This is a genomic window from Cupriavidus sp. OTU4054 (assembly GCF_038440175.1).
Classification (GTDB): domain Bacteria; phylum Pseudomonadota; class Gammaproteobacteria; order Burkholderiales; family Burkholderiaceae; genus Cupriavidus; species Cupriavidus pauculus_D.
Window position 1 is genome coordinate 47,277 of record NZ_JASATF010000033.1, and the last position, 21,823, is coordinate 69,099.

Below are 21,823 nucleotides of genomic sequence, written 5' to 3' on the forward strand. Positions count from 1 at the left end.
GAACGCCCGGACTAGCGCTTTGCCTGCGAGGCGACCCACTGTTCGAGGCCGATCTTGCCGAGGCGTGCCTGGCCGGCCGGCACGAGCGTGTCGTCGGCGAGTCTTGCGCCGAAGTACCGGGCCTCGGGGTCGCTCACGATCTTGCGCGTGTCGCCGGTGAGCGCAAAGTACCGCGTCATCAGCTCGCTCATGCGCAGGCGGTCCGGGCCCGCCGTTTCCACGATGCCATTGACGGGCGAGGCCAGCGCGGCATCGGCGACCGCTTCCGCCACGTCGTCGGAGGCCATGGGCTGGATATACGCGGTGGACAGATGCACGGCGTCGCCCTGCGTGCCGGACTGCGCGATGCCGCCGAGGAATTCGAAGAACTGCGTGGCCTGCACGATCGTGTAGGGGACGCCTGCTTCGCGGATCAGCGCTTCCTGCGCGATCTTGGCGCGGAAGTATCCGCTCTCGGCGAGCTTGTCGGTGCCGACGACGGACAGCGCGACGTGGTGCTTCACGCCTGCGGTCTTCTCCGCCGCCAGCAGATTGCGCCCCGACGTCTCGAAGAACGCGAGCACGGCCTTGTCCTCGAACGAGGGCGAGTTGGCGACATCGACCACGACGTCCGCGCCTTGCAGCGCCTGCGCGAGGCCTTCCCCGGTGAGGGTGTTCACCCCGGAGGCCGGCGACGCGGCCACCGCCTCATGCCCGCGCGCGCGCAGCAACGCGACGACCTTGCTGCCGATCAGGCCCGTGCCGCCGATGACGACGATTTTCATGATGTATCCCCAGCAATGAATGAATACCTCATGGTAGTCAGTGACCATTGGTGCCGGAAGCGACGTCAACGGACGCAGCGTGTTGCCGTTCAGGCACCAATGGCTGGCGGCTTGCGCTCGTCAGAGAGGAAACGGCAACGCGATATCGAGTGCCCGCGTTCGCTCCGTCACCTCGTCGATAAAGACGCGAATGCGCGAAGGCAGCTGCTTGCGACTCAGGTAGCAGACATAGTGGCCGCGGTCCGCGGGCGCATAGCGGCCGAGGCAGGCCACGAGCCGTCCCTCGCGCAGCGGTTCGCACGCCTGATAGGCCGCCAGCTGCGCGATGCCATGCCCCGCGAGTACCGACTGGAGCACGAGATCCGCGTCGTTGAACGTCTGCCGCGACGACGGTGCCAGCGTGAGCGGCCGGCCGGCGACCTTGAATTCCCACTCGGTGATCCGGCCATTCGTCCCGCGATGCATGACGCATCGATGCGCGGCCAGCTCGTCGAGCGTGGCCGGCAGCCCATGCGCGCGCGCATAGTCCGGCGAGGCGCAGGTGATCAGCTGCATCGGAATCAGCTGCCGCGCGATGACCTGACTGTCCTCCATGCGCCCATCGCGAAACGCCACATCGACGCGATCGCTCGTAAAGTCGGCGGGCCGGTCGTCGAGCTGGAAATCGAGGGAGATATCGGGATAGCGCGCATGAAACGCCCCGAGCATCGGCGCGATCACGCGCCGACCGAACCCGGTGGCCGCGCGCACCCGCAGATGCCCGCGCGGCGGGCCGCTGCGCAATTCGTGCATATCCTCGATGGCCTGCGTAATCCGATCCATCCCCGGACTGCAGTTCTGGAAGAAGGTCTCGCCCTCGCGCGTCAGCGAGGTGCTGCGCGTGGTCCGCACGAACAGCCGCGCGCCGAGTTGTGCCTCGAGCTTCTGCACATTGCGGCTGACCGCCGAGCGGCCGATGCCGAGCCGGTCGCCGGCCCGCGCAAAGCTGCCTTCGCTGACCACGGCGAGAAATGCGACCACCCCGGCATAACTGGTCGCAAAGCTCGTCGCGAGCGGGTCGGCGGAGGACGCGACGGCGGAAGGGGAGGCTGGAGTGCGGGCAAGAGTATCCATACCCGCATAGACGAGCCACGGCCGCTGCTTGTGACAACAACCGTGCAAAAAAATCGCCGTGTGCCCCAGCCGGGGAGGGTTACTTCACCGGCGTCAGGATCGGCGCGCCCTTGTCCTTGAGCAACAGCACAAGGAATCTGGCGGGCTGCGTCTTGCTGGCATTGCGCCCCACGGTATGGACATCGCTGGGACCTTCGTGGAACGACTGCCCCGGTCCGAGCGTCACTTCCTTGCCACCCTTGACGCCCATGACGATCGACCCTTCGAGCACGTAGATAAAGCCATGCGCGTCGTGGCGATGCACGGGATCCGCGGCACCGGGCGCGTACTCGACGGTGATCATCACCGCTTCCTTGCCCGGGTAGTCGGGCAGCGCCTGCGTCATCACGGGCGTGACGGTCACGCCCTCGAAGCCGGCGGCCGCCAGCGCCGGGCGCGCCACGGCGAGCGTGCCGGCCAGGCACAGCATCGTGCCCAGCCGCGTGCTCCACTGCGGCATGCCGAAACCAGTCTTGGCATTGCCCATGGCGTTACTCCAGGTTGGCCTTGGTGAGCCCGAACATCTTGTCTTGCGTGCCCGGCTCGCTCTGGAACGCGATGTTGACGCGGTTCCAGGCGTTGATGGTCATCACGTGGTACGTCAGGTCGACGAGTTCCTGCTCCGAGAACTGGGTACGCACGCGTTCGTACACGTCGTCGGGCACGCCGTGCGGGGGCAGCTGCGTCAGCACTTCGGTCCACGCGAGCGCGGCGCGTTCGCGCGGCGAGAACAGTTTGGATTCGCGCCAGATGGCCACGTGGTAAAGGCGGAGTTCGCGCTCGCCATGGATCTTGGCCTGCTTGACGTGCATGTCGAGGCAGAATGCGCAGCCATTGAGCTGCGAGGCGCGGACTTCGATCAGATGCTGGATCGGGCCCTCGATCTTGCTGGCCTTGCCCAGCGCCATGCTGAACTCGGCGAACTTCTTGAACAATTCGGGGGCTTGCTCGATGTAGTTGAGGCGTTGCGTCACGGTGGCTCCTGTCGATCTGAGGGATGGGATCCCGGCGGGAGGGCCGGGGGACCGTGGCAGCCCAGGGGCCGCCGCTCAGAAGAATCTTAGGGAGCCGGAGCGCGCTCCGGTAGGCATGTGGAGGGGCTCATATTGTTGAGCGCCGGACACCAATGTGGCGTCAGGCCGCCAGCCCGGCGCCGCGCCCGGCGGCAATGCGCGCGAGCTTGTCGGGATTGCGCTGCACGAGGATGCGCACGATGCGCTCGCCGTCGGTCTCGTACGACTGCGCGGACTCGAGTGTCTCGTCCACGTATCGCAGCAGTGCCCATTCGCCATTGAGCCGCACGAGCTCCACGCGCACCGCCGCGCCAAAGCGGCGGTGCCCCGCGTAGAACAGCTGCGCGATACGGCGCCCGCCCTTGAGCGGCCACGGAAAGCTTTGCGTCTTGCCGCCGCCGTCGCCGATGAGTTCGGCATCGGGCGCCAGCATGCCGCTGAGCGTGGTGAAGTCCCCGACCGCCATCGCGTGCGCGAACGCCTGCAGCAGCCGGTGATGGATCTCGCGCGGCACCGCGAAGCGGGGGCGCTCTTCGCGGACCTGCGTGCGTGCGCGGCTTACGAGCTGCCGGCACGCGGCCTCGCTCTTGCCGACGATGGCGGCCACCTCGCCGTAATCGACGTCGAAGACTTCGCGCAACAGGAACGCCGCGCGTGCCTCGGGCGTCAGCCGTTCCAGCACCCTCAGAAAGGCCACGGACAGATCGTCCGCGCGCTCGCGCAGTTCCTCGGGCGTCGGCGGCGAGGCTTCCAGCAACGGCTCGGGCAGCCAGATCCCCGCATAGTGCTCGCGCTGGACCCTGGCCGCGCGCAGGCGGTCGATTGCGATGCGCGTGGTCACGGCCACGAGCCACGCTTCGGGATTCTCCACGCCGTCACGGTCCGTGCCGTGCCAGCGCAGCCAGGCATCCTGCACGGCGTCCTCGGCCTCGGCCACCACGCCGAGCATCCGGTACGCGATACCGAGCAGGCGTGGGCGAAGCTGATTGAAGGTCCGGGTGAGGTCGTCCATGGAGGCGTCGTCGGAAAGTGCCGAGCAGTGTCGCGCGAGTGGCTTCCCGCGACAAGCCTCTTTTGCAGGCTTTCGCGTGGCGGGTGGCCGGTGAGGGCATCGGAAAAGGCTGATTCCGGTGGGGGTGTTTTGAGAAACGTCCCATATACGGGGAGGGGGGCGATGCGAAGAATGGCTCTGTCGCCGCGTCGTGGCGATCGTTGCGCAGTCGGCGCCGTGGCGCGCGATGGAAACCGGTTCGGCGCAGAAAGGAGAACCCCTGCATGTATCGCATGACCTGTCGCGAGACATCGGACTTCACGATCCCGCCCTTAATACGCGGGGTACCGTCGTGACGGTGTCTTGAGGGGCCGGACGGTCCCATCGGGGACCGTCCGGTTTACAGGCTTGGCAACGGCGTTACGACATTCTCACTGGGGCTTGAGGCCGTTGTAGAACGCGGCGAGATTGGCGATGTCCGCGTCGGACAGGGGTTTCGCCATCATGTTCATCATCTCGTCCTTGCGCTTGCCCGAGCGGTAGTCCTTCAGCGCCTTGATCAGGTACGGCTCCGTCTGCCCCGCAAGGTTGGGCGCTTCGGGCAGCTTGGACATGCCGTCGAGACCATGGCAGGCGGAACACTGCACCGCCTTCGCGCGGCCCGCCTGCGCGTCGGCGGCCATGGCTGGCACGGTGCCGGCCACAAGGGCCGTGGCCAGCGAGAAGCCAAGCACCGCGTTCCGTAACGCTACCGTCATGTTGACCCCTTCATTGAGACTCCTTCATTCACTTTGCCCCGGCATACGAGATGCGATAGATCGCGCCGGCATAGTCGTCCGACACCAGCAGCGACCCGTCCGCGAGCGGCATCACATCGACCGGGCGGCCCATGTATTCGCCGGTGGGCGTAAGCCAGCCTTCGGCAAAGACCTCGGTCTCGCCCGCGGTGCCGTCGGACTTGACCGCCGTGTACATGATGCGCGCGCCGATCGGCTTGGTACGGTTCCACGAGCCGTGCTCGGCCGCGAACACGCCGCCCTTGTACTTGGCCGGGAACATGCTGCCCGAGTAGAACGTCATGCCGAGGTCGGCCGCATGCGCGGCGTATTCGACTTCGGGGAACACCACGTTCGCGGGCACCTTGGCATCCTTGTACTCCACGGTGCGTACCTTGCCGCCGCCGTACCACGGGAAACCGAAATTCAACCCGGCCTTGGGCGCGCGATTGAGTTCGCCCGGCGGCTGGTCGTCGCCCATGCCGTCCACCTGGTTGTCGGTGAACCACAACACCTTGTCGGCCGGATTGAAGTCCATGCCGACCGAATTGCGGATGCCGAGCGCGAAGACCTCGCGGTTCTTGCCGTCCTGATCCATGCGGATGATGCCCGCGAGGCCGGCCTTGTCGAGCGCGGCCAGCTTGTCCTTCGGCGGCACGTTCCACGGCTGGCCGAGCGTGATGTACAGCTTCTTGTCCGGACCGATGCGGCAGGTGCGGGCGCCGTGGTTGAAGCTCTCGAACTCGGTCGGAATCAGCTTGCCCTGCGGCACCACCACGCCGGCGGCCACGTCGGGGCCGCCTTCGCCGAAGAATTGCGCGGCCGGGAACGCCAGCACGCGGTTCTGCTCGACGACGTACAGCACGCCGTCGGGCGAGAAGCAGACGCCGTTCGGTACCTTGAAGGCGATCGACGTGGCAAAGGCCACCACATCGTCGGCCACGCGCCGTTTGGTGCGGTCCGTGATCTGCCAGACGCGATTCTTGCGCGTGCCCGCGAACACCACGCCCGTCGACGGTTCCACCGCCATATGGCGCGCGTCGGGCACGACCGCATAGAGCTCGATCTTGAAGCCCTGCGGCAGCTTGATCGCCTTGAGATTCTCCCGCAGCGCGTCCGCCTTCTGCCCGGTCTGCGGCACGCTTTCGGGCGTGGCGGTACCGGTCGGCTTGAACTGCTGGAGCTTGCTGAGATTGTTGTCGGCCGCGAAGGCCGGGGTGGCGGCGGCCAGCCACGCTGCGGCGGCCAACGGCAGGAGCCTTGGAAGGTAGCTCATGGGATTGTCTCCGGAGGTTTCTGTCTACTTTTGAGCCCGCGACTGCAAAAGGAACAACCATCCAACGGAACGTCGCCACGTTCGCTCGGATCCCCTGCCTGGCGGGGTGATGACACGACGGGTATGACAGGAAAGAGCTTAGGACAAACTTTTGTGCTGTGGAAAGCTCGATTTCCGGAGGAGACGGGTGGGGACCTATATCTAGGTATAGGGAGCGGGGCGCTGTGAGCGGGCCGCAACGGGCCCGGAGGGCCCCCCTGGGGCGGGGGACCCGATGAAAAACCGGGGCTTAGCCCGCCGTGTGCTTCCCATCCTGGTCCGGCGGCGCCGAGACGCCGGTCCGGTCCATCCCGGCGAATACGCCGGAGAAGCCGTTGGAAGCGGTATGGCTCGAGCCATCGGGCAGCCAGTCGGTCATCCGGCTGATGGCGCCGTTGCCATCGTCGGCGCGCCCGCGCGCGCCTTCCGCATAGGGGTCTCGCGGTCCGTTATGGAACGTGTAGCCATAGCGGTCACCGGAGGTGGCGCTCGTGCGCGGCTCCGAGGCGGAAGCGTTGGCGAGCGAGGCGGCGCCGGCGATCAGGGCGGCCAGCGAGAAATGAATGATGCGTTGCGTCATGTCGAACTCCGCAGAGAGTCAAATGGGCATCTGGTCTGCTCCCCAGCCAGGGCCCTTGTCGAGGGGCGGTGTGGATTCAAGACATCCCGGCCGAGGTGCCACCCCCGTGCACCACAGCCGTGCCTGAATCCTAGGGAGCAAGGCGCGCGAGCGCAGCCATCCATGCGGACGCCCGGACCGCGCATAGGTCTCGGGACCCTATCCGCCTGTATGGGCGTGGCGATGCAGAAGGGCAGCCCGTGGTGAAATCGGGATGGGAAACGCCGAAACAGGGATTGGGCACCGGGAAATGCGAGCGGAGTGATGTGTGCGTTTCCCGGCATTGACGCGATGCGGCATTTTGTCGCGTGAATGGGGTTTCGCTTTTGTCCGACATCGCAGACAATGCTGCCGCTGACGATTGCGTAGTAGTACGTAGTGGTTGCGCACTCGATCACGTTTTCCGCAATTCGCACGGACTCGGGCGAGGGGTTCGCCTTCGCCCGCCTATACGAACATATAGTTATCCGGGCGGAGGGCCACCCCTATGATCCGGCCCACGGGTGCTGCGACGATTGGGTTGCAGATCGCCGCATGCTCACGAGGCTGGGGTACTCGCTTGCAGAACACGCTGATTGTTGCAATCGTCGACGATGACGAATCCGTTCGCCTGGCTACGTCCAGGCTTGTCCGTTCGCTGGGTTGGGAGGTGCGGCCGTATGATTCGGCGCGCGCGTTCCTGGACTCGGGAAGGATTGGCGAAGCGGACTGTGTCATCACGGATTTCCAGATGCCTGGCATGACCGGGCTGGAGATGCAGCGCACATTGACCGAGCGCCATTATTCGGTGCCGGTTATCTTCATCACTGCCTACTGCACGGATGCGGTCAGGCGGCAGGCGCTCGACAGTGGCGCGATGTCGGTGCTGCCGAAACCCGTGGATGGTGCATCGGTGAAGGCCTGTCTCGAGCGGGTGGCATTGGACGCGGGATAAATTCCCGCAAACCGCGCACGCCCCCAGCACGGAACATCGCACGGACCCTCGCATCGAAGTCCCCGGCCGCGGCGCCGGGTGGTTTGCCACGCGCGCGCCGTGGCACAATCGGCTCCCCATGCATCCCAACTCCCGAATGCTGTCGATCATCGCCGGGGTTTGTGCGTTGACCATATTCATGGTCGATGCGATGACCCCACTGGACATCGCTATCGCGGTGCTCTACGTCGTTGTCGTGCTGCTGGTGGCGTCCACCGGCTCGCGCAAGGCCACCATCACCGCCAGCGCGATCTGCGCGGTGCTGACGGTGCTCGGCTATCTGATCTCCACGCCGCCGAATTCCGGGGTGGCGCCGCTCGCGCGCTGCTTCGTCAGCCTGCTGGCCAACAGCACGGCCACGCTGCTGGCCTTGCGCGGGCTCGGCAACACCGCGCGCCTGCGCGAGCAGATCCAGATGCTGAACCTCACGCACGACGCCATCGTCGTGCACGACATGGATGACATCATCACGTTCTGGAACCGGGGCGCGCATGAAGTCTACGGCTGGACGGCCGCCGAGGCCGTCGGCCAGTCGATCCACGCGCTGACGCGCACCACGTTCCCGATCCCGATCGAGCATATCCACGACGAACTGCTGCGCGTGGGCCACTGGGACGGCGAGGTGCAGCGCGTGCGCAAGGACGGCCAGCTGCTGACCATTTCCAGCAGGTGGGCATTGTGGCGCGACGCGCGCGGTAACCCGGTGGCGATCGTCGCGACCAGCAACGACATTACGGACCGCAAGCGCGCGGAAGCCGCGCTCGCGCGCAGCGAGGCGTTCCTGTCCGAGGCCCAGCGGCTCAGCAAGACCGGGAGCATGGCGCTCCAGCCGCCGTACTCGGAAATGACGTGGTCGCCTGAAGCGTATCGGATTCTCGGTTACGATCGCGATGTCACGCCGTCGCCGGAGCTCATCGCCGCGCGCACGCACCCGGACGACCTTGCGCGCGTCAGCGCGTCCCGGCAGATGTTGCGCGAAGGGAAGCCCTATATCGATCTCGAGCACCGATTATTGATGCCCGATGGCAGTATTCGGTATGTGCACTTCGTCGCGCGGCGTACCAACGCCGCGCCGCTGCTTCCGGAGTATGTGGGCGCGCTGATGGACGTCACCGATGCGGCTGTCACGCAGGAAGCGTTACAGCGTTCGCAGGCGGAACTCGCGCACGTGACGCGCGTCACAACACTCGGCGAGCTGGCGGCATCCATCGCCCACGAGGTCAGCCAGCCGCTGGCGGCGATCGTGACGTGCGGCGACTCGGCCGTGCGCTGGCTGGATCGCGCGCCGCCCGATATCGCCGAAGCCCAGCTGTCGATCGGGCAGATGGTCCGCGATGCGCGCCGCGCCACGGATATCATCCATCAGATCCGTTCGATGGCGAAAAAGCGCGATCCGGTCTACGAGCGACTGGACCTCAACGTGCTCGTAACGGAAGCCGCCAGCCTGGTGCGGCGAGAATTCCAGGCCAACCGCGTGGAGCCGGATATCCGGCTCGCGCCGACGGCACTCTATGTGTCGGGAGACCGCGTGCAGCTCCATCAGGTCCTGATCAACCTGCTGGTGAACGCGGTACAGGCGATGGCGTCCATTCGCGACCGCCGCAGGGATTTGTGGGTCGTCACCGAGCGCGTGCAGGGCGTGCGCTATGCGGCGATCACCGTACGGGATGCCGGCTGCGGATTTCCGCCGGCGGATGCGGACAAGCTGTTCAACGCGTTTTACTCCACAAAAAAGGACGGCATGGGAATGGGGTTGTCAATCTGCCGCTCGATCGTCGAAGCCCATGGAGGAAGAATATGGGCCGAATCGCCTCCGGAGAGAGGTGCGACGCTACGGGTGGAACTTCCGTTGCATGAGGAGGTACTCCAATGAGTCACGGGACGGACGGTGCCGCGGGGAGCGCGATCGTCTACGTCGTCGATGACGACGAATCCATGCGCAACGCGGTGCGCATGCTGCTGCGGTCCGTGGGATTTCGCGTCGAGGTGTTTGCCACGGCCGCGGAATTCCTGGAGCAGGAACTCGAGGATGCGCCCAGCTGCCTCGTGCTCGATGTTCGCCTGAAAGGGCAAAGCGGGCTGGCCGTTCAGCAGCAGATCATGGAGGAGCGGGTACCCATTCCGATCATCTTCATGACCGCGCACGGTGACATTGCGATGTCGGTCAAGGCCATGAAGGCCGGCGCCACGGACTTTCTCGCAAAGCCGTTTCGCGATCAGGACATGCTGGATGCGGTGGCGGACGCGCTCGCGCGCGACGAGGAACGCCGCAATTCCGACCGTTCGCTGTCCGAGCTGCGACGACGATACGACTCGCTCACGCCCCGTGAACGCGAGGTAATGGCATTGGTGACGCGCGGGCTCATGAACAAGCAGATCGCTTCGGAGATGAGCCTTAGCGAGATCACGGTCAAGCTGCATCGCGGCCAGGCCATGCGCAAGATGGCCGCGCGGTCCCTCGCGGACCTCGTTCTCAAGGCCGAAGCCCTCGGCGTGGCGCCGGCCAACTGACCGCCGATGGCGTACCCGGCCCGGATCCGCGATGGATCCGGGTTTGGGATGGAGGGCGTCCCCGGATGGGGCGGTAGCGGGCGATTCCGCAAAAACCGGGCGTCACCCTATACAAAGGTATAAGGTCTACAAACTTAATCACGGCGTGCGTAAACGGATGTCTGTCTGGTTGTCGGCAAGCGGCTGATATACCTTGGAAGGCATGTTGGCGGTGCATGGTTGCACTGCCTTGCCAACCCCCAGATAGCAGGTTTGACATGACCGGAACTACCGCATACAGCCCCGATATCAGTCCTGAACTCGCCACCCCGGTGCGCCCCGCGTTTGCCGACTCCCCGATCGGGGAGGAGGTCAACTGGCGTGAACACTCGGCGGGGCTGGACGCCACGGCCGTGCGTTCCCGGCATGTCCCCGTGGCACGCTGGATCCGCCCCGACGCGGGCCCGCTCGAGGTCAGCCACGACGGCTTCGACGCGCATCACTGCATCGGCCTGAGCCTGCGCAGCCTCAATTGCACGTTCCAGTCGGCGGGCCGGCTGATCGTCCAGGGCCGCGTGGCGGCCGGCGCGGTGCAGATCACGGCGCCGCGCGTGCCCGTCAACGCCACGTTCGAATCGGCCAGCGACGTGCTGCACCTGTTCGTGCCGCAGGGCGTGCTGGCGGATTGCCACCAGGATCTGTTCGGGCGTCCGCACAATGGCGACATCGTGCTGTCGGACCCACGGCTGATCACCGATACGACGATGGAGCGCCTGGGCCAGGCACTGGCGATGGCGCATACGCAGGACCCGAGCCTGGGCCGCCTGTTCATCGACAGCGTGAGCCTCGCCATCGTGTCGCGTCTGGTCAGCAACCACTTCAACCGCGTGGCCACGCAGTCGCGCCACGTGTCGGGTCTGCCGGCATGGCGCCTGCGCCGGGTGGTGGAATATATCGACGCGCATCTCTCGGAAGCGATCGGCCTGGCCGATATCGCCGAGAGCGCGGGCCTGACGCGCATGCACTTTGCCGCGCAGTTCCGCCTTGCCACCGGCCTGCGTCCGCACGAATACCTGCTGCGCCGCCGGATCGAGCACGCACAGGATCTGCTGCGCGACGACAAGGGGAGTGTGCTGGACGTGGCGCTGCGCTGCGGCTTCCGCTCGCAGGCGCACTTCACGACGGTGTTTCGCCGCTTCGTGGGGGATACGCCTTACCGCTGGCGCAGCAAGGTTGCCGTCACGGGCTAGGCGGCGCGTTCCCCTCTCCCGCGGGGAGAGGGGAACGGGGCAGGGGGAAGGGTCAAACGATTGTGGCCAGTCCCAGCGTCAGCAGCAGTGCCACCACGGAGATGATCGTCTCCGCGACCGACCAGGTCTTGAAGGTCTGGGTCACGGTCATGTTGAAGTACTCCTTCACCAGCCAGAAGCCCGCGTCGTTCACGTGCGACAGGATCAGCGAGCCGGCGCCGGTGGTCAGCACCAGCAGTTCCGGACGCGTGCCCGGCACGCTCGCCGCGATCGGCGCGACGATGCCGGCCGCCGTGGTCATCGCCACAGTGGCGGAACCCGTGGCGATCCGGATCAGCACCGCCACCAGCCAGCCCAGCACGAGCACCGACACGTGCGCGCTCGTGGCCACATCGACGATGGCGTTCGAGATGCCCGAGTCGCGCAGCACGCGGCCGAAACCGCCGCCCGCGCCGACCACGAGCGTGATGATGGCGGTAGGCGCCACGCACTCGTTGGTGAACTTCAGGATGGTCTCGCGATTGAAGCCGCGTGCCTTGCCGAACGTGAAGAAGCTCACGAGCGTGCCGATCAGCAGCGCCATCACCGAGTTGCCGATCAGCTTCAGGAAGTCGTTGGCAAACGTCTTCGGCGTCGTGAACAGGTCCGCCCAGCTGCCGATCAGCATCAGGATCACCGGCAGCAGGATCGTGAACACCGTGATGCCGAAGCTCGGCAGTTCATGGCGTTCCGCCGCTTCCTCGGTCAGTTGCTCGGCCAGCGGGTTGATCGCGGGCAGATCGACGTAGCGGTCCATCAGGCGCGCGAACAACGGACCGGCGATGGCGGCCGTGGGAATGCCGACGATCAGCGCGTACATGATCGTGCGGCCCATGTCGGCACCGTAGGCGGACACCGCGAGCAGCGCGGCCGGATGCGGCGGAATCAGGCCGTGCACGACCGAGAGACCCGCCACCATCGGAATCCCCACGAGCACCATCGACGTGCCCGTACGCTTGGCCACGTTGAAGGCAATGGGCACCAGCAGCACGAAGCCCACTTCGAAGAACACGGGCAGGCCGACGATGAACGCGATGGTCACCATGGCCCAGTGCACGTTCTTCTCGCCGAAGAAGTCGATGAGCGTGAGCGCCACGCGCTCCGCGCCGCCGGACTCCGCCATCATCTTGCCGAGCATGGTGCCCAGCCCGATCACGAGCGCGATATGCCCGAGCGTGCCGCCGACGCCGGCCTCGAACGACTTGACGATGTCGCCCATCGGCATGCCCGACGAGAAACCGAGCAGCACCGAGACCACGACGAGCGTGATGAACGGGTTGAGCTTGAACTTGGCGATCAGGATCACCAGCGCGATCACGGCGATCAGCGCGTACACCAATAGCGTGGTTCCGGTTACGGCACCCATGTTGTCTCCTTACGGATGTATGTTGATTGGCTCGTTGGGGAAAAAGGAATTACCGCTTGTAGGCGATGCAGTCGATCTCGACCTTGCAATCGACGACCATCGACGACTGCACGCAGGCGCGGGCCGGCGGGTTCGCGCCGAAATACTGCTTGAAGATCTTGTTGAACGATGCGAAGTCGCGCGCATCGTCCAGCCATACGCCGCAGCGCACGATGTGCTCGGGGCCGTAGCCCGCCTCGGCGAGGATCGCCAGCACGTTCCGGATGGCCTGATGCGTCTGCGGCACGATGCCGCCGTCGACGACTTCGCCGTCGACCATCGGGACCTGGCCCGAAACATAGAGCCAGCCGTCGGCGCTGACCGCGCGGGCAAAGGGCATGTGCTGGCCACCGGTGCCGGTGCCGCCTTCCACGCCGTATCGTTTGATTTCCATTGGGGATTCCCGTGGAGAAGTGGAAAGATCTATGCGCGCGCCGCCGGCGCGCGCGGGAGAAAGCGGCCCGCGCGCAGACCCGTGGGCGCGCGGTGCTGCCATGAGAGTTCGCCATTGACCCAGACCGCCTCGATGCCCTCGGCCGGCGCCACCGGCTCGGTGAACGTCGCGGCGTCGCGGATCGTGGCGGGGTCGAACAGCACGAGGTCGGCCCAGTAGCCCTCGCGCACGAAGCCGCGTCCGGCCAGGCCGAAGCGCTCGGCGGAGAGGCCCGTCATCTTGTTGACGGCCACCGTGAGCGGAAATAGTTCGCGGTCGCGCGCGTAGTGGCCCAGCACGCGTGGGAATGCACCCCACAGCCGCGGATGCGGCAGCGGGTCGTTGGGCAGGCCGTCGGAGCCGATGACCGTGGCCGGGTGGCGCAGGATGCGATCGACGTCGGCGTCTTCCATGCCGTGATACACGGCGCCGGCCGGTTGCAGGCGGCGCGCGGCCGCGTGCAGATCCACGCCCCATTCGGCCGCGATATCGGCGAGCAGGCGGCCGCCCATCGCGGGCTCGGGCTCGGACCACGTGATCAGGATGTCGAAGTCGCTCGTCACCTGCTTGAGGTCGAGCGTCGAGGAACTGGCCGCATAGGGGTAGCAGTCGCAGCCGACCTGCTGCCAGCGCTGGGCCTGTTCGAGCGCGCCCAGCACCTCGCCGCTGCGGCCCCAGTTGGCCACGCCCGCGCACTTGAGGTGCGAGATCACGACGGGCACGCGCGCATGGCGGCCGATGCGGAACGCTTCGTCCATCGCGTCGAGGATCTCGGCGAATTCGCTGCGCAGATGGGTCGCATAGAGGCCGCCGGCGTTCGCAAGCGGCTCGGCCAGCGCCAGCACTTCTTCGGTGGGCGCCGAGAACGCGTTCGCATACGCGAGTCCCGTGGACAGGCCGAGTGCGCCAGCGTCCAGCGCCTCCTGCAGCTGCGCGCGCATGGCCGCGATTTCCGCGGCGGTGGCCGCGCGGTCGAAGCGGTCCATATGGTTGCTGCGCAGCGCCGTGTGGCCCACGAGCGCGGCCACGTTGACGGCCGGCTGCGCGGCATCGACCGCCGCCACGTAGCTGCGGAAGTCGGGGTAGCGGAAGGCATCGGCATGGCCGAGCAGGTTCATCGGGTCCGGCGGGTCGCCCGCGAGCGTGACCGGCGCCGCGCTGATGCCGCAGTTGCCGACGATCACGGTGGTCACGCCCTGCGAGAGCTTGGGCGTCATGGCCGGTTCGCGCACGACATTGGTGTCGTCGTGCGTGTGCACGTCGATAAAGCCCGGGGCCAGCGCGAGGCCATGGCCTTCGACCACATGCGCGGCGCTGTCGGGGTCGATCGGCGTGTCTTCGTCAAGCCATGCGATGTGCGCGATGCGGCCATCGCGCACGCCGACGTCGGCCATGCGCGGGGCCGCGCCGGAACCGTCCAGCAGCAGCACGCACCGAATCAGGGTATCGAACAGGTGGGGCATGTCAGTCTCCCAGCGGCTGGCGGCTATCGGCGTGCGTGCCGCGGTGGTCGTCCAGCACATACTTGATGCGGCGCAGACGTTCCTGGCTCTGGTCCTGGTGCAGCAGCGCGATCTGGGTCGCCAGCACGTCGAGCACGAGCAGCATCGCGTAGCGCGAGGCCGACGGCTTGAAGATAAAGTCGGTCTCGAGCGTGCGCACCGGCAGCAGCACGTCCGCCAGCGCGGCCAGCGGAGAGCCGAGCGCGGTCACCGCGACGAGCTTCGCGCCGTATTCGCGCGCGATCTCGCAACTGGCGAGCATCTCGGGCACGTTGCCGCTCGCGGAGAACGCCAGTACCACGTCGTCGCGCACGAGGGTGGCGGCCATCATCTTCTGGAGCAGCGCATCGTGATAGCTCGCGGCCGGATGGCCGAGCCGCGCGAGCCGGTGACTGGCTTCATCGGCGAGCATCGTCGAGGCACCGCCCATGCCAAAAGCGTAGACCATGCGGGCATCGCACAACAGGCGCGCGGCGGTTTCGATGCGTTCGGGGTCGATCATCTTGCGATTGGCATCGAGCGCGGCCACCGCGTCGGCATGGACGCGATCGGCCAGCGTGGCCGGTGCGGCCTCGTGCGCGCCGCCCGCGTGGGCGCCGCCGCTCGGCAGAAACCGCGAGCCCACGGCAGTGGCCTGCGCCAGCCGCAGCTTCAGGTCACGCACATCGCGGCAGCCCAGCGCCTTGGCCAGGCGCGTCACGCTCGCCTCGCTGACCCCGGCCTTTCGCGCGAGCGCGTTGATGCTCGCGGCCGCGGCGCCGGCGACATCTTCGAGGATCACCTGCGCCACCTTCTGCTCGGCCAGCCGCAGCGCGGGGCCGCGCTCGGCGATGCGGGTGAGGATGTCGAAGGGGGCGGTCATGGCGTCTCGTGTTACTTTCTAACAAACGGTGGCGCATGGTAATTTCCCGCTATTATTACGTCAACCCGCGTATTTACCCCAAAGCAATAACGATGCATGAGACAAAGTATCAGCCGGGCATGATCGACCCGGTGAACAAGGCACTGGGCCGTCTGCCGGCGCCCCTGGCCCCGGACTCGGCAGGCGAAGTCGGCTGGCGACTGCTCGACGAAGACCTGAGCCTGCCCGCCGCGGTGCTCTACGAGGATCGTCTGGCGCACAACCTCGACTGGATGCGCCGCTTCATGGGCGAGTACGGCGTGCAGCTCGCGCCGCATGGCAAGACCACGATGGCCCCGAAGCTGTTCGCGCGCCAGCTCGCGGAAGGCGCATGGGGCATCACGCTCGCCACCGCGCACCAGACGGCCGCCGCCCATGCCCACGGCGTCACGCGCGTGCTGATGGCCAATCAGCTCGTCGGCCGACGCAATATGGAAATCATCGCGGACCTGCTGCAGGACCCCGATTTCGAATTCTTCACGCTCGTGGATTCCGCCGAGCTCGTCGATCGGCTCGGTGCGTTCTTCCACCAGCGCGGGCAGCGACTGCAGGTGCTGCTCGAGGTCGGTGTGACAGGGGGCCGCACGGGTGTGCGCGACGCCGCGCAGCAGGCCGCGGTGCTGGCCGCGCTGCAACGCTGGCCCCATGCGCTCTCGCTGGCGGGCGTGGAAGTGTACGAAGGGGTCGTGCAACAGGAGTCCGAGGTCCGCGCATTCCTGCGCCGCACGGTCGCCGTCACGCGCGAACTCGCGGCGGCCGGCGCGTTCGGCCGGCAGCCCGTCATCCTGTCGGGCGCCGGGTCGGCGTGGTACGACGTCGTGGCCGAGGAGTTTTCCGGCGCGAACATCGGTGCCCCGGTCGACGTCGTGCTGCGCCCCGGCTGCTACCTCACGCACGACGTCGGTATCTACCGCGCCGCGCAGGAACGCATCCTCGCGGGCAACCCCGTTGCGCAGAAGATGCGCGAAGGCCTGTTGCCCGCGTTGCAGCTGTGGGCCTACGTGCAATCGATTCCCGAACCGGGCCGCGCGATCGTCGGCCTTGGCAAGCGCGACGCGGCGTTCGACGCGGGCCTGCCGATTCCCGCGCGCCACTACCGGCCGCAGGGCGCGACCACGGCGCCGGTGGACACCCCGCCGCATTGGAAGATCACGGGCATGATGGACCAGCATGCCTACCTCGAGATTCGTGCTGGCGATGACCTGCGCGTCGGCGATATGATTGCCTTCGACATCTCGCATCCGTGCCTGACGTTCGACAAGTGGCGCCATATTCCGGTGCTCGACCGTCAGTTCCGCGTCATCGATATCGTGCAGACCTTCTTCTGAGGAGCGACTGCGACATGAGCATCGACATTCTTGCCTACGGCGAGCCGCTGGTGGAATTCAACCAGCAGCCCGACGATCCCGCGCGCTACCTGCAGGGTTTTGGCGGCGATACATCGAACTTCTGCATCGCGGCCGCGCGCCAGGGAGCCACCACGGGCTACATCGCCGCCGTCGGCGCCGACAGCTTCGGCGAGCGCCTGCGCGAGCTGTGGACGCGCGAACGCGTGGATACGCGCCACGTCAGCGTGAATCCCTCCGCGCCCACGGGCGTGTATTTCGTCTCGCACGACAGCCACGGCCATCGGTTCGACTACCTGCGCGAAGGTTCGGCGGCGGCCCGCTACCATCACGAGCAGCTACCGCTTGCCGCCATCGCGCAGGCACGCTTTCTTCACGTGTCGGGCATCAGCCTCGCCATCAGCACGAGCGCGTGCGACGCGGGCCTCGCCGCGATGGAGCATGCGCGCAAGGCCGGCGTGCAGGTTTCGCTGGACACCAATCTGCGCCTGCGGCTGTGGTCGCTCGCCCGCGCGCGCGGCATCATGCGCGAGGCCTTTTCGCTGACCGATATCTGCCTGCCCAGCTGGGACGACATCACGGTGCTGACCGGACTCGACGACCGCGACGCGATCGTCGATTACCTGCTGGGCTGCGGCATCGGCCTGATTGCGCTGAAGCTGGGCGAGGAGGGCAGCTACGTGGCCACGCCTGAATCGCGCGCGCTGGTGCCGCCGTTCCCCGTGGAGCCGCTCGACGCCACGGGCGCCGGCGATTGCTTCGGCGGCAGCTTTATCGCGCGGCTCGCGGCCGGCGCCGATCCGTTCGCGGCCGCGCGCTACGCCAATGTGGCCGCCGCCCTGTCCACGACCGGTTATGGCGCGGTAGCGCCGATCCCGCGCGCGGAGGCCGTGCTCGCGCGGCTGGAACATTCGGTCTCCGTGATTGCCTGATTCTTATGCCGGGCCAGTATCGGCCCGGCCCAAACGCTCAATGTCATGACAACTCCTTCGACTTCCCTGCTGGAACGCCTGTCCAACGTGCCGGTGATTCCGGTCCTCGAATACCACTCCGTGGACGAAGCCCTGCATGTCAGCGAGGCGCTCGTCTCCGGTGGCCTGCCGTGGCTGGAGATCACGCTGCGCACGCCGGTGGCGCTCGACGCCATTCGCGAGGTCGCCAAGGCGCTGCCGCAGGCGGTGGTCGGCGCCGGCACCGTGCTGAACAGCGATCAGCTGCACGCCGTGCGCGACGCGGGCGCGCAGTTCGCGGTATCGCCGGGCCTGACGCAGACGCTCGCGGACGGCGCGCGCGATGCGGGCATCGCGCTGCTGCCGGGCGTGGCCACGGCCAGCGAGGCGATGTTCGCGCTCGAGAACGGCTTTACCTTCCTGAAATTTTTTCCGGCCGAAGCGGCCGGCGGCGTGCCGATGCTGAAGTCGCTGTACGGCCCGCTCGCGCAGCTGAAGTTCTGCCCGACCGGCGGCATCGACGCGAACAAGGCGCTGACCTATCTGGCGCTGCCGAACGTCGTGTGCGTGGGCGGCTCGTGGGTCGTGCCGAAGGATGCAGTGGCGGGCAAGGACTGGGCGCGCATACGCGGTCTGGCCGAGGAAGCGTCGCGACTGCGCGGCAAGTAAGACGCGTTAACGAAGAACGGGCGCCCGAGGGCGCCCGTCTTGTTGACGGTTGGGCAGCGACTTACTTGGCCCGCTCGGCCGAGTTTTCGAGCTTCTGGCCGCCCTTCTGTACATCCTGACCAACGCCGGCCATCGTGTTGCAACCGGCCAGGAACGTGGCAACCAGCACGCCGAGGATCCATGCTTTTTTCATTGTCCGACTCCTATTCAAGGGTAGTGTGCGCCGGGCAGAATTTACCGGCTGCCCTGACGGTAAAGATGGACGATGGAGGCTTGCATGTAAATTGGACAACGTCTGACACGCGTGTGCGTGTTCCTCTGACACGCTAGCCGGAGCCCAGCAACTGGCGGGCGCGCGCGGCAATCGCACCGTGCGTCTGCGCGAGCCAGTGCGCGGGAAACGGCTGGGCCAGCAGATAGCCCTGCATGCCGTCGCAGCCCCAGTCGCGCACCATCTGGAGCTGCCCGCGCGTCTCCACGCCCTTGGCGCACACCACCGCGCCTGCCTGCCGCGCGAGCGCGCAGGCGGTGCGCAACGGCTCGGGATCGTCCGCGCGCGTGGCGTGGCCCACATGGCGCGCATCGAGCGTCACCGCATCGGGCCGCAGCAATTCCAGCGCGCGCATCGCTGCGGGCGTGTTCGTGAAGTCGCCGAGCGCGATGCGCACGCCGGACGCGCGCAGCATCGCGGCCTTGCGCGAGGTCATGGGGTCGTCGGGCACGATATCGGCCGGCACTTCGATGCAGAGGCGGCCATTCGGAATGTCGAACGCCTCCACGCTGCGGCGAAGCAGGTCCAGGGTCTCGTTGCCATGCAGCTGGGCGCTGGACGCGAGCAGCGTGAACTGGACCGGCGCCACGGCCTCGGTGGCGCGCATCAGCGGCAGCATCGTCTGCAGCAGCCAGGCGCCCATCTGATGCATCATGCCCAGCGATTCGGCCACGGGGAGAAAGTCCTGCGGCGCAACGCGCCCGAACAGCGCATGTTGCCAACGTAACCGCACCGTATAGCCGGACACGTCGCCGGTGCCGAACATCGCGCGCGGCTGCAACTGCAATCCGAACTCGCCGCGCGCCAGCGCATCGGGCAGGGCGGAGATGAGGGAGGCCAGCCGCGGCGAGGCCGGCGTTGCCGCATTGCCGATGCCATCGCCGCCGCGGCGGTACACCTGCAGCATCGCGTCGAACGCCAGCTGGAGGTTACGCTCCGTCGCGGTTTCAGGATGGTCGAGCGCGCTCCCGATGCTGCAGGAGAGGAACAGTTCGTAGCCATCGATCTGGAAAGGGCGGCCGAGCGCGGCGGCGATGCTCGCGCCGATCGCCGCCGTGTCGCCATCCTGGGGCAGCACACAGGCCGCGCCGAGGTCGGCGGGCCCGAGCCACTGGGCAACGAGCGGCGCGGCCACGTTCCCGACGCGCGTTTCGATGTGCTCGCGCAGCCGATGCGCGCGCTCGAGGCCGATCGTCTCGCAGACGTTCTGAAACCGGTCGAGCCGGATGACGAATACCGCGAGGGGGTGCGCGCCGCGCAGGGCGGCGCGGTGAGCGTCGAGGGCGGCGATGAACGTGGCGGGCTGCACGGCGGGCCGCACGCCACCCGCCTGCGGAGTGTCCGCCGCATCGCCGGTGAGGCGCCTGGCACCCCCGGTATCTGGATCCATCAGTCTTCGTGTGCCCCTGCATTGCGTGACCTGACGCAAGCGGATCGCATACCCGTTGAACAAGTGCTTATGTAATCGTTTTCAGCCCCGTCGCTCTGTCGGCGCGAATGCTTGTAGTTGGATGGTGCAGGCTCGCATCATACGGCAGCCTGAGAGAGAAGCAGAAGACACGAAGCTGCGCGAGTGCGGTAGCCGCCGCTTGCTGTTGTTTCTCGTCGATGAGCGGGAATGTCCTAACCTTTGGCGTATTGACCCGGGGACAACGCATGAAGTAATGGGGAGGGCGCGGTTTTCCCCTCCCCGTGGACGCCTTCGCGGTGGATCGTCAGCCCGTGGTTTCGGGCTCCGGACCGTCCTCGGGCGGAATGCGGCTGGCCAGCACCTTGTCGATGCGCTTGCCGTCCATGTCGATGATCTCGAATTTCCAGCCGTCCCACTCGACGGTGTCGGCGGTCTGGGGCAGGCGGCCGAGCAGCAGCAACAGCATGCCGGAGAGCGTGTGATAACGCTCCTTGTCCTCTTCCGGCACGACGCGGATGCCGGTGCGGTCCTTGAGTTCGGGTATCGGGATCAGGCCATCGAGCAGCCACGAACCGTCGTCGCGCTGCACGGCCCATTCCTCGCCGGCCGTCTCGGTCTTGAACTCGCCCGTGATGGCCTCGATCAGATCCTGCAGCGTCACCAGGCCGAGCACCTCGCCGTACTCGTCGATCACGAACGCCATCTGGCCGCCCGACGCCCGGAAGTTCTCGAGCAGTTCCATGCCCGTAACGCTTTCGGGGACGAACACGGCTGCCTGGAGCACGGCCGTCAGTTCGGCCTTCTCGCCGCGCAGACGGCGTGCCAGCAGCTGGCGCGCGCTCACCACGCCGAGAATGTCGTGCATGCCGCCGCGCACGACCGGAAAGCGCGAATGATCGGACTCCTCGATGCGGCGCAGGTTCTCTTCCTCGGTCGCTTCGACGTCGAGCGCGATCACATCGCCGCGCGGGACCATCAGCGAGGCGATCTGGCGATCGTCGAGGCGGAACACGTTGCGCACCATCGTGTGTTCGTGGTGCTCGATCACGCCGGCCTCGGAGCCCTCCACGAGCAGCGCGTGGATTTCTTCCTCGGTCACGGCGGGGCCGCGGTCCGATTTCACGCCGAGCAGGCGCAGGACCAGCAGCGTGGAACCGGACAACAGCTTGACGAACGGCTTCGAGGCGACCGACAGAAACGAGATGGGACGCGCCACGAGGCGCGCGATGGCTTCCGGTGCCAGCTGGCCCAGCCGCTTGGGCACGAGTTCGCCGAGCACGATCGAGAAATAGGTCAGGCCCGCGACGACGATCGCGGTGGCCACATAGCCAGCCGTGGTCGCGGGCATGCCAAACTGTTGCAGCCAGACGCCCAGCGGCGCGGCGAGCGTCGATTCGCCGACCACACCGTTGAGCACGCCGATCGACGTGATGCCGATCTGCACGGTGGAGAGGAAGCGCGTGGGATCCTCGCCAAGCTTGACCGCGGCGGTCGCCCCCCGATAGCCCTGGTAGGTCAGCCGCGGCCGCCGCGCCGTGCGCGCGGGGGCGCGC

At 66.9% G+C, this 21,823-nt stretch carries 22 protein-coding genes; 7 read left to right on the forward strand and 15 right to left on the reverse strand.

Features of this window, described 5'->3' with window-relative positions:
- Nucleotides 1–11: 11 nt before the first annotated feature.
- The 8 genes from AAHB16_RS28275 to AAHB16_RS28310 all read right to left on the reverse strand — a co-directional run bounded on the left by AAHB16_RS28275 (nucleotide 12) and on the right by AAHB16_RS28310 (nucleotide 6,591).
- Nucleotides 12–764, reverse strand: a complete 753-nt coding sequence (locus AAHB16_RS28275) for an SDR family oxidoreductase (RefSeq protein WP_342052563.1) — start codon at nucleotides 762–764, stop codon at nucleotides 12–14.
- A gap of 120 nt (nucleotides 765–884) precedes the next feature.
- Nucleotides 885–1,877 (reverse strand): LysR family transcriptional regulator, encoded by a 993-nt coding sequence (locus tag AAHB16_RS28280; protein WP_342052564.1) that lies wholly within the window; start codon nucleotides 1,875–1,877, stop codon nucleotides 885–887.
- A 79-nt stretch (nucleotides 1,878–1,956) separates the two neighbouring features.
- Entirely contained in the window at nucleotides 1,957–2,376 is a 420-nt protein-coding gene (locus AAHB16_RS28285; RefSeq protein ID WP_342052569.1) for a cupin domain-containing protein, read from the reverse strand.
- 31 nt (nucleotides 2,377–2,407) lie between these two features.
- Nucleotides 2,408–2,890, reverse strand: a complete 483-nt coding sequence (locus AAHB16_RS28290) for a carboxymuconolactone decarboxylase family protein (RefSeq protein ID WP_150377002.1) — start codon at nucleotides 2,888–2,890, stop codon at nucleotides 2,408–2,410.
- Between the two features lie 160 nt (nucleotides 2,891–3,050).
- Nucleotides 3,051–3,941, reverse strand: a complete 891-nt coding sequence (locus AAHB16_RS28295) for an RNA polymerase sigma-70 factor (RefSeq protein WP_150377003.1) — start codon at nucleotides 3,939–3,941, stop codon at nucleotides 3,051–3,053.
- 410 nt (nucleotides 3,942–4,351) lie between these two features.
- Nucleotides 4,352–4,678: a c-type cytochrome gene (locus tag AAHB16_RS28300; protein ID WP_342052565.1), complete on the reverse strand. Its 327-nt coding sequence runs from the start codon at nucleotides 4,676–4,678 to the stop codon at nucleotides 4,352–4,354.
- A gap of 28 nt (nucleotides 4,679–4,706) precedes the next feature.
- Nucleotides 4,707–5,972, reverse strand: coding sequence for a PQQ-dependent sugar dehydrogenase (locus AAHB16_RS28305; RefSeq protein WP_150377005.1), 1,266 nt, complete (start codon nucleotides 5,970–5,972; stop codon nucleotides 4,707–4,709).
- A gap of 289 nt (nucleotides 5,973–6,261) precedes the next feature.
- Nucleotides 6,262–6,591, reverse strand: coding sequence for a hypothetical protein (locus tag AAHB16_RS28310; protein WP_342052566.1), 330 nt, complete (start codon nucleotides 6,589–6,591; stop codon nucleotides 6,262–6,264).
- A 598-nt stretch (nucleotides 6,592–7,189) separates the two neighbouring features.
- Between AAHB16_RS28310 and AAHB16_RS28315 the strand changes: the two genes are divergently transcribed.
- From AAHB16_RS28315 to AAHB16_RS28330, 4 genes are all read left to right on the forward strand, one after another.
- Complete coding sequence (locus AAHB16_RS28315; protein ID WP_150377007.1) at nucleotides 7,190–7,564, forward strand: response regulator transcription factor; 375 nt, start codon at nucleotides 7,190–7,192, stop codon at nucleotides 7,562–7,564.
- A gap of 190 nt (nucleotides 7,565–7,754) precedes the next feature.
- Entirely contained in the window at nucleotides 7,755–9,476 is a 1,722-nt protein-coding gene (locus tag AAHB16_RS28320; RefSeq protein WP_317889546.1) for a PAS domain-containing sensor histidine kinase, read from the forward strand.
- Nucleotides 9,473–10,114 carry a response regulator transcription factor gene (locus AAHB16_RS28325; RefSeq protein WP_150377009.1) on the forward strand — a complete coding sequence of 214 codons (642 nt, stop codon included), beginning with the start codon at nucleotides 9,473–9,475 and terminating at the stop codon, nucleotides 10,112–10,114. Before AAHB16_RS28320 ends, AAHB16_RS28325 begins: the two co-directional genes overlap by 4 nt.
- A gap of 257 nt (nucleotides 10,115–10,371) precedes the next feature.
- On the forward strand, nucleotides 10,372–11,343 hold the full coding sequence (locus AAHB16_RS28330) for a helix-turn-helix domain-containing protein (protein ID WP_150377010.1): 972 nt from the start codon (nucleotides 10,372–10,374) through the stop codon (nucleotides 11,341–11,343).
- 52 nt (nucleotides 11,344–11,395) lie between these two features.
- Here the strand turns inward: AAHB16_RS28330 and AAHB16_RS28335 are convergent, their stop codons facing one another.
- The 4 genes from AAHB16_RS28335 to AAHB16_RS28350 are packed head-to-tail and all read right to left on the reverse strand — an operon-like array spanning nucleotide 11,396 to nucleotide 15,584.
- Nucleotides 11,396–12,748: a GntP family permease gene (locus tag AAHB16_RS28335; RefSeq protein ID WP_150377011.1), complete on the reverse strand. Its 1,353-nt coding sequence runs from the start codon at nucleotides 12,746–12,748 to the stop codon at nucleotides 11,396–11,398.
- Between the two features lie 49 nt (nucleotides 12,749–12,797).
- On the reverse strand, nucleotides 12,798–13,181 hold the full coding sequence (locus AAHB16_RS28340; protein ID WP_150377012.1) for a RidA family protein: 384 nt from the start codon (nucleotides 13,179–13,181) through the stop codon (nucleotides 12,798–12,800).
- 29 nt (nucleotides 13,182–13,210) lie between these two features.
- The gene (locus tag AAHB16_RS28345) at nucleotides 13,211–14,683 is read right to left on the reverse strand and encodes an N-acyl-D-amino-acid deacylase family protein (protein ID WP_342052567.1); all 1,473 of its coding nucleotides are present in this window, start codon (nucleotides 14,681–14,683) and stop codon (nucleotides 13,211–13,213) included.
- 1 nt (nucleotide 14,684) lies between these two features.
- Nucleotides 14,685–15,584, reverse strand: a complete 900-nt coding sequence (locus AAHB16_RS28350; protein ID WP_150377014.1) for a MurR/RpiR family transcriptional regulator — start codon at nucleotides 15,582–15,584, stop codon at nucleotides 14,685–14,687.
- A 92-nt stretch (nucleotides 15,585–15,676) separates the two neighbouring features.
- Between AAHB16_RS28350 and AAHB16_RS28355 the strand changes: the two genes are divergently transcribed.
- Genes AAHB16_RS28355 through AAHB16_RS28365 form a run of 3 tightly spaced genes read left to right on the forward strand, consistent with a single transcriptional unit; the run spans nucleotide 15,677 to nucleotide 18,588 of the window.
- A complete protein-coding gene (locus AAHB16_RS28355) occupies nucleotides 15,677–16,951 on the forward strand; it encodes an amino acid deaminase (protein ID WP_150377015.1) in 1,275 nt (424 codons plus the stop codon).
- 14 nt (nucleotides 16,952–16,965) lie between these two features.
- Nucleotides 16,966–17,901: a sugar kinase gene (locus AAHB16_RS28360; RefSeq protein ID WP_150377016.1), complete on the forward strand. Its 936-nt coding sequence runs from the start codon at nucleotides 16,966–16,968 to the stop codon at nucleotides 17,899–17,901.
- 45 nt (nucleotides 17,902–17,946) lie between these two features.
- On the forward strand, nucleotides 17,947–18,588 hold the full coding sequence (locus AAHB16_RS28365) for a bifunctional 4-hydroxy-2-oxoglutarate aldolase/2-dehydro-3-deoxy-phosphogluconate aldolase (RefSeq protein ID WP_150377017.1): 642 nt from the start codon (nucleotides 17,947–17,949) through the stop codon (nucleotides 18,586–18,588).
- A gap of 61 nt (nucleotides 18,589–18,649) precedes the next feature.
- Here the strand turns inward: AAHB16_RS28365 and AAHB16_RS28370 are convergent, their stop codons facing one another.
- From AAHB16_RS28370 to AAHB16_RS28380, 3 genes are all read right to left on the reverse strand, one after another.
- On the reverse strand, nucleotides 18,650–18,781 hold the full coding sequence (locus tag AAHB16_RS28370) for an entericidin A/B family lipoprotein (protein ID WP_150377018.1): 132 nt from the start codon (nucleotides 18,779–18,781) through the stop codon (nucleotides 18,650–18,652).
- Nucleotides 18,782–18,914: 133 nt separating this feature from the next.
- Nucleotides 18,915–20,249, reverse strand: coding sequence for an EAL domain-containing protein (locus AAHB16_RS28375; protein ID WP_150377019.1), 1,335 nt, complete (start codon nucleotides 20,247–20,249; stop codon nucleotides 18,915–18,917).
- A 325-nt stretch (nucleotides 20,250–20,574) separates the two neighbouring features.
- On the reverse strand, nucleotides 20,575–21,823 hold a 1,249-nt coding region (locus AAHB16_RS28380), incomplete at its 5' end, for a hemolysin family protein (RefSeq protein WP_342052568.1).